This is a genomic window from Intestinibacter sp. (assembly GCF_051866655.1).
In the GTDB taxonomy this organism is placed as follows: domain Bacteria; phylum Bacillota; class Clostridia; order Peptostreptococcales; family Peptostreptococcaceae; genus Intestinibacter.
In genome coordinates this window covers 1-7,624 of record NZ_JBJDXL010000047.1, presented here as the reverse complement: position 1 = coordinate 7,624, position 7,624 = coordinate 1, and the positions used below count along the sequence as shown (strand labels likewise).

The following is a 7,624-nucleotide window of genomic DNA, read 5'->3' as shown; positions in this document are numbered from 1 at the left end:
AGAGCATCTAAAGGATTTAAAGGATAGAAATATTATTTTTAATTTGGCTATAATATTTAACGATAGAAACACCTATTATGAAGAATATAAAGAGCTTTTTATGAAATATTTATGTGTTATAAATTTCTAACGATGAATAAAAATGCGATAAATGGGAGAGAATATTTTTATAAGATGTATAGCGTGAAGGCTATTGTCTTTATAAAGATATTCTTTTTTTGTTGCTAAAATCGAATGAGGGTCTAATTTTATGAATTGTAACTGGAAATCTAAGAATGGTAAAGTCTGCAATAGATATGCGAGGTCTGGATGTTTTTGCATTTTTCATAAGAAAAATAAAACTAAAAGAGAAAATATACTTTTTAAACACTATTTGAAAAAGGAAAGGATTGAGGAGTTTACAGGATTTTTATTTGAGGATGATTTTGTGATTAAGGATTTAGTAGACTACGATTACAATTATTTGAGGTTTGAGGAGTGTATTTTTTATAAAAAAGTAGATTTTTCAAATTTTATATTTAGAGAAAAAGTCGAAATTTTAAACTGCAGATTTTTAGATCAAGTATTATTTTCTAGTTCAGAGTTTAATGCTGATTTAATTATTAAAAAAAATTATTTTAATCAAAATACAATAGATAATAAAATATTTAAGCACACGAGCATAAACAGCCAAAACTTTGAATTAATTGGAAATATAAATTTTCCTAGGCTAGATGGTATAGTATTTTCTAAAGAAAGTAAATTTATTTTGAGAGATTGTCAATACAATAGCGATTATAGCTATATAGGCAAGGTCAATTATACAATAGCTCAGATACAAGCTGAAAGAATTCACGATACTAAAAATATAGGATATTATACCTATTACGAGAGAAAGTACAGCAATAATAATATCAATAGAAATGATTTTAGAAGCTATTCTGAATATTTACTATCTAAAATATTAAACTATATAGCTAGAGAATTCATGGGATATGGAGAGCATTTGAGTAAGTTGTTTTTTTATATTATATCTATAATAAGTGTATTTGCAATTTTATATATGATTATAGGTGTTACTAATTCATCAGGAGATATTGTAAGATTTGAATTCGAAAATATAAAAAATTATTCAGCATTCGATGTACTCAAGCTCTATATAGAGTTTTGGTATTTTTCTCTTGTAACCTTTTCTACTGTTGGATTTGGAGATATGGCAATAAATGGAGTTATAGGTAAGATATTAGTTTGTATAGAGGTTTTTATTGGAATTACTGTGCAGAGTACATGGGCAGCTCTTATAATGAGGAGAATGTTCAGATAAGTTAATAATTACTAGTTTTAAAAATATTCTCTTGTGAAAAAATAAGAGAGTATTCATTATTACTGGGAAGGTGACAGCTTTGAAAAGTTTTATTTCAAAAATATTATTGATATCTATAATTTTGAATGTTTTTACATTTAATTATTGTCTAGCTTATGATGATGTAGATAAATATTCAAAGGGATCTATATTGATAGACCAACTGACAAATAGGACACTATATGAGAAAAATCCTGATAAAAAGATGCCCTTAGCTAGCTTAAGTAAGATGATGACTTTTTTAATAGCTATAGAATCAATCGAGGAGGGCAAAGTAAAAGAAGACGATTTAGTAGAAATAGATAAAGAAATTGCAAAGGTTAGAGGTTCTTCCTATAAGTTGAAGGAGGGAGAAAAGGTGCCTTTAATAGAGCTTATGAATGGCCTTATGATTGTATCTGGAAACGATGCAGCTGTAGCAATTGCAAAATATATAGGAGGTAGTGTAGATAATTTTGTAGACATTATGAATAAAAGGACCAAAAAGCTAGGCATGAAAAATACGACCTTTGTAAATCCGAATGGACTTCCGATTTATAGCTTAAAGGATCCAAAGAGACCACCTATGGAAAATATATCTACAGCAAGAGATATAGCTATATTGGCCAAGTATATGTTTGATAATTACGAAAAGCAAGTGACATCTATAACAGACAAGGAGGTTTATTCTTATCCCAAAAGAGGATTTTGCAAAAACAATACAAATGTATTGCTCCAATTATTACCAGATGTAGATGGTGTTAAAACAGGCTATACGGGAAATGCAGGTTATTGTTTATGCTTTTCTATGAAGGTTCATAAAGATCAAGAAAAAAACGATGTGGATAATAGATTAATAGGAGTTGTATTGGGAGCTAATCACAAGGACAAAAGGACGAAATCTTCATTATCTATACTGAAATATGGAAAAGAAAATTTTTACACAAAAAATGTAGTTAAAAAAGACGAGTTAATAGGTAAAAAATATATATATGGAATAGAAGAGCTAGAGGTATGCTTAAAATCCAGTCAGGACTTATATATGATATCTAGAGAAGATGAAGACATAAAAAGCGAAGTAACTATAAAAGAAATAACATATCCTGTAAAAAAAGGCGAGATTTTGGGAATTATAAAATATTATGACTCTGCTGGAAATGAATTAGGTAGACTAAATATAGTCAGTGGGAATAGCATAGATAATGTTTCTTTTAAGACAAAGTTGAAAATACTTTTAAATAAACAGTAATTGTAAAACTAATATTATAATATTATGGCGATAAGTAAAGCATAAGTGCTTTTTATTGAGCTTAAAGTCGAAATATAAATAATAAAAAATATATTGAATTAAAATTATTGAAATTTGTTTTTTCCTATGATATACTACAAAAGGTGAAAAAATAAAAATAAAAAAATACACACGAAAATGGGATCCTTAAAAGGTGCCAAAGATGGTCGATTAGGGAGTTGAACATTTCGGAGGTATAAAACCAGGAGGTAAAAATGGCAGTAATATCAATGAAACAATTATTAGAAGCTGGTGTTCACTTCGGACATCAAACAAGAAGATGGAACCCTAAAATGGCTAAATACATCTTCACAGAAAGAAACGGAATCTATATAATAGATTTACAAAAAACAGTTAAAAAAGTTGAAGAAGCTTACAACTTCATGAAAGAAGTAGCTGAAACTGGAAAACCAGTTTTATTCGTAGGAACTAAAAAACAAGCTCAAGAAGCTATAAAAGAAGAAGCTGAAAGATGCGGAATGTTCTACGTAAATGAAAGATGGTTAGGTGGTATGTTAACAAACTACAAAACTATCCAAACTAGAATCAAAAAATTAAGAGAATTAGAAAAAATGGAAGAAGATGGAACTTTTGATGTTCTTCCTAAAAAAGAAGTTATAAAATTAAATGCTTTAAAAGAAAAATTACAAAAGAACTTAAACGGTATAAAAGATATGCCTGAATTACCAGGTGCTATATTTATAGTTGACCCAAGAAAAGAAAATATAGCTATACAAGAAGCAGCTAGATTAGGTATACCAGTAGTTGGTATAGTTGATACTAACTGTGACCCAGATGAATTAGATTACCCAATCCCAGGTAATGACGACGCTATAAGAGCTGTAAAATTAATAACTGGAGCAATGGCTACTGCAATAATCGAAGGAAGACAAGGTGCAGAAGAAGAAGTTGCTGAAGAAGAAGTAGAAGAAGTACAAGAATAATCTTTTTAAGTAATTTTATTTAAACTTTGAAATTAAGAGAAATTGTATTTATAAATACAATTTCTCAGCTATGATAAAACTGAATGGTAAGGTTTCTCCTTGCCATTTTTAAAATAATAGGAGGAATTATAATTATGGCTAACGTAACTGCTAAGATGGTTAAAGAATTAAGAGATAGTACTGGAGCAGGAATGCTTGATTGTAAAAAAGCTTTAGTAGAAGCTGATGGAGATATGGATAAAGCTATCGATATATTAAGAGAAAAAGGTTTATCTAAAGCTGCTAAGAAAGCTGATAGAATAGCTGCTGAAGGTTTAGTAGCAATAAAAATAAGTGATGATAATACAAAAGCTACAGTAGTAGAAGTAAACTCAGAAACTGACTTCGTTGCTAAAAACGAAGATTTCAAAGCTTTCGTAAGTGATGCTGCTGATATGGCATTAAATACTACTGCTACAACTATAGAAGCTTTATTAGAAGAAAAACATGCTGAAGGAAAAGCATTAAAAGAAGTATTAAACGATAGAATAGCTACAATAGGAGAAAAATTAGACTTCAGAAGATTTGAAACTATAGCTTCAGAAGGACAAATAGCTGGATACATACATGGTGCTGGTAAAATAGGTGTTTTAGTTGAATTAGTAACTGAATCTAGAGATGAAAAAGTATTAACATTAGGAAAAGATATAGCAATGCAAGTTGCAGCTATGAATCCTAAATATGTATCAAGAGATGATGTTGATGCTGAATACTTAGCTCATGAAACAGAAGTTTTAACTGCACAAGCATTAAACGAAGGAAAACCTGCTAACATAGTAGAAAAAATGATAAAAGGTAGATTAGAAAAAGAATTAAAAGAAGTTTGCTTATTAGAACAAACTTTTGTTAAAGATTCTGATTATACAATAAAAAAATTAGTTGCTGAAGTAGCTAAAAACCTTGGTAGTGATATAAAAGTTGGTAAAGTAGTAAGATTCGAAGTTGGCGAAGGTATAGAAAAGAGAGAAGAAAACTTTGCAGAAGAAGTTGCTAAGCAACTTAAATAATCGACGACCACAAGAGAACACTTACGTGTTCTCTTTTTTATAATGCATAGGAAATTATACTCCTTTAAAAAATGCATACAAATATAATTTCCGTCATGCATTTCAAGAAAATCTACATTATATATCTTTAAGATAAAGATTTTCTTATAATAAATAATAATTAAGAATAATATACGTTAGGAGGATTTCTATGGATAAGCCAAAATACAAGAGAGTATTATTAAAACTAAGTGGAGAAGCTTTAGCTGGAGATAAGGGTACTGGAATAAACAACGATGTTGTAAATGAAATCGCAGTAGCTATTAAAAAGGTTCAAGAAATAGGCGTTGAAGTCGCAGTAGTTGTCGGGGGTGGAAATTTCTGGAGAGGTAGAACTTCAGAAGGAATGGACAGAACTACAGCAGACTACATAGGAATGTTAGCAACAGTGATGAATGCATTAGCATTACAAGCTGCTTTAGAAAATATAGATGTACCTACTAGAGTTCAAACAGGTATCGAAATGAGACAAATAGCAGAACCTTATATCAGAAGAAGAGCAGTTAGACATTTAGAAAAAGAAAGAGTTGTAATATTTGGGTCAGGAACTGGAAATCCATACTTCTCAACAGATACAGCAGCAGCACTAAGAGCAGCAGAAATGGAAGCAGAAGTTATATTATTAGCTAAAAACGTAGATGGCGTATACGATAAAGATCCAAAGGTATACGATGATGCAAAAATGTTTGAAAAATTAACTTATCTTGATGTTATACAAAGAGAACTTAAGGTTATGGACTCAACAGCTACATCTTTATGTATGGATAATAAAATTCCAATAAAGGTATTTGAGCTTACAACGGAGAATATATTAAGAGCAGTATATGGTGAAAACATAGGTACAACTGTAGAATAATTATTAGATTAATTAGGAGGAACAAACATGAAAGAATTACAAAACAAATTACAAACAAAAATGGATAAGACAATAGAAGCTCTTAAATATGAATTTTCAACAATAAGAGCAGGTAGAGCAAATGCACAAATGCTAGACAAAATAAGAGTAGATTACTATGGAACTCCAACACCAATAAACCAAGTAGGATCTATATCTGTTCCTGAACCAAGAACTCTTCTTATCAACCCTTGGGATAAAAGTGCTATGAAAGAAATAGAAAAAGCAATAAGAAATTCAGATTTAGGACTTAATCCTACAAATGATGGAGAAGTTATAAGATTAAATGTACCTGCATTAACTGAAGAAAGAAGAAAAGAATTAACTAAAAAAGCTAAAAAAGCTGCTGAAGAATTCAAAGTTAGAATCAGAAATGAAAGAAGAGATGCTAACGATAAGCTTAAAAAAATGCAAAAAGACGGAGAAATCACAGAAGACGAATTAAAGAAGGGTCAAAATGACGTACAAAAATTAACTGACAAATATGTAAAAGAAATAGATGCTTTATTAGAAGTAAAAGAAAAAGACATAATGGCGGTATAATTTTGAAAGAGTACAATAGACTTTTAGGTCTTCATTTAGATGATGTAAAAAAATTTTTTGATGATAGAAATGTTGAATATACTATTACAGAAATTCGAGGAAGAAAAGACAAGGATAAGCTTATAATTCCAAGAGTTATAAAAATATCTCAAAATAGAAATAGTATAGAATTAATTGTAACTTATTTTTCTGACTCCTTATCATAGGAGTCAGAAATTGTATTGGAGAGAAAATATGGACAATATGTTTTTTGATATAGATATGGACAAAATGCCCGAACATATCGCCATTATTATGGACGGAAATGGAAGATGGGCAAAGAAAAGATTTTTACCTAGAACAGCTGGTCACAAGGCTGGTGTAGAAACTGTCAGAACTGTTATTAGAGAGTGCAGAAGATTAGGAATTAAATACGTCACTCTATACACTTTTTCTACAGAAAATTGGAAAAGACCTGCTCTAGAAGTAGAAACTTTGATGACTTTATTGCAAACTTATTTGAAAAATGAAGTGGAAGAATTAAATAGAAATAATGTAAAATTAACAGCTATTGGAGATATAGAAAAATTGCCAAAGGCTTGCTTAGACGAACTAAAAAAAGCTATGGAATTAACTAAAAATAACGACGGGCCTAATTTAAATTTAGCTTTAAATTATGGAGGCCGATACGATATCACAGCTGCAGTTAAACAAATTTCTAAAGATATTGAAAATAAAAAGTTAAATTCTGAAGATATTACAGAAGAAACTATAAAAAATTATCTAAGTACTAAGTCAATTCCAGATCCAGATTTAGTTATAAGAACGAGTGGAGAACAAAGATTGAGCAATTTCTTACTTTGGGAGCTAGCTTATGCTGAATTGTATTTTACTGATGTATATTGGCCAGACTTTGACGAAAAAGAGCTTCAAAAGGCTATATACGCATATCAAAATAGAGATAGAAGATTTGGTGGACTTAAGTAAGGAGTGCATTTATGAAAACCAGAATTATAGCGGGATTAGCTTTAGTTCCATTGTTGCTATTAGTTATTTTAGGAGGGATACCTCTTTATGTAGGTGAATTTGTAATCGTTGCAATAGCTATCAATGAATTTTACAAGGCATTTAAAGAAAAAGAAATAAATCCTATATTTAGCTTAGGATATGTATTTGCTTTTTATTTATTTATAAAAAATTGTTTTAGCTTAGAGATGAACTGTACTTATATAGTGATATTCATTTTATTCATATGTTCTATTATACCTATGCTACAGTGTAAAAAAAATATTATGGATATAATAGTTACATTCTTTGGAATATTTTATGTAGAGATATTGCTAGATTTTATAGTTCTTATAATAAATAATTTCCCTGATGGTCATAAATTAGTATGGCTAGTATTTATAATAGCATTTATGACTGATACATTTGCGTATTTTTCAGGTTATTTATTTGGAAAACATAAATTGATACCAAATGTAAGCCCCAAAAAGACAATAGAAGGAAGTATAGGCGGTATACTTGGAAGTACAATATGCTGCTTGATATTTGGATATATATTTAATT

Annotated in this window: 9 protein-coding genes; all 9 read left to right on the top strand. The window is 29.5% G+C overall.

What is annotated here, in order from left to right; translation table 11 throughout:
- The first annotated feature begins 373 nt into the window (after positions 1-373).
- Positions 374-1,303, top strand: a complete 930-nt coding sequence (locus tag ACI3VO_RS01375) for a potassium channel family protein (RefSeq protein WP_439756183.1) — start codon at positions 374-376, stop codon at positions 1,301-1,303.
- A 70-nt stretch (positions 1,304-1,373) separates the two neighbouring features.
- On the top strand, positions 1,374-2,570 hold the full coding sequence (locus ACI3VO_RS01370) for a D-alanyl-D-alanine carboxypeptidase family protein (RefSeq protein WP_439756182.1): 1,197 nt from the start codon (positions 1,374-1,376) through the stop codon (positions 2,568-2,570).
- Between the two features lie 254 nt (positions 2,571-2,824).
- A complete protein-coding gene (gene rpsB / locus ACI3VO_RS01365; protein ID WP_320924021.1) occupies positions 2,825-3,553 on the top strand; it encodes a 30S ribosomal protein S2 in 729 nt (242 codons plus the stop codon).
- A gap of 134 nt (positions 3,554-3,687) precedes the next feature.
- Complete coding sequence (gene tsf / locus ACI3VO_RS01360; RefSeq protein ID WP_439756181.1) at positions 3,688-4,599, top strand: translation elongation factor Ts; 912 nt, start codon at positions 3,688-3,690, stop codon at positions 4,597-4,599.
- 190 nt (positions 4,600-4,789) lie between these two features.
- Entirely contained in the window at positions 4,790-5,494 is a 705-nt protein-coding gene (gene pyrH, locus ACI3VO_RS01355; protein WP_439756180.1) for a UMP kinase, read from the top strand.
- Positions 5,495-5,521: 27 nt separating this feature from the next.
- Positions 5,522-6,076: a ribosome recycling factor gene (gene frr, locus ACI3VO_RS01350; protein WP_439756179.1), complete on the top strand. Its 555-nt coding sequence runs from the start codon at positions 5,522-5,524 to the stop codon at positions 6,074-6,076.
- 2 nt (positions 6,077-6,078) lie between these two features.
- Positions 6,079-6,282 (top strand): hypothetical protein, encoded by a 204-nt coding sequence (locus tag ACI3VO_RS01345; protein ID WP_439756178.1) that lies wholly within the window; start codon positions 6,079-6,081, stop codon positions 6,280-6,282.
- A gap of 28 nt (positions 6,283-6,310) precedes the next feature.
- Positions 6,311-7,042 (top strand): isoprenyl transferase, encoded by a 732-nt coding sequence (locus ACI3VO_RS01340; RefSeq protein WP_439756177.1) that lies wholly within the window; start codon positions 6,311-6,313, stop codon positions 7,040-7,042.
- An 11-nt stretch (positions 7,043-7,053) separates the two neighbouring features.
- Positions 7,054-7,624, top strand: a 571-nt coding sequence (locus ACI3VO_RS01335) for a phosphatidate cytidylyltransferase (protein WP_439756176.1), incomplete at its 3' end; no start/stop codon positions are given.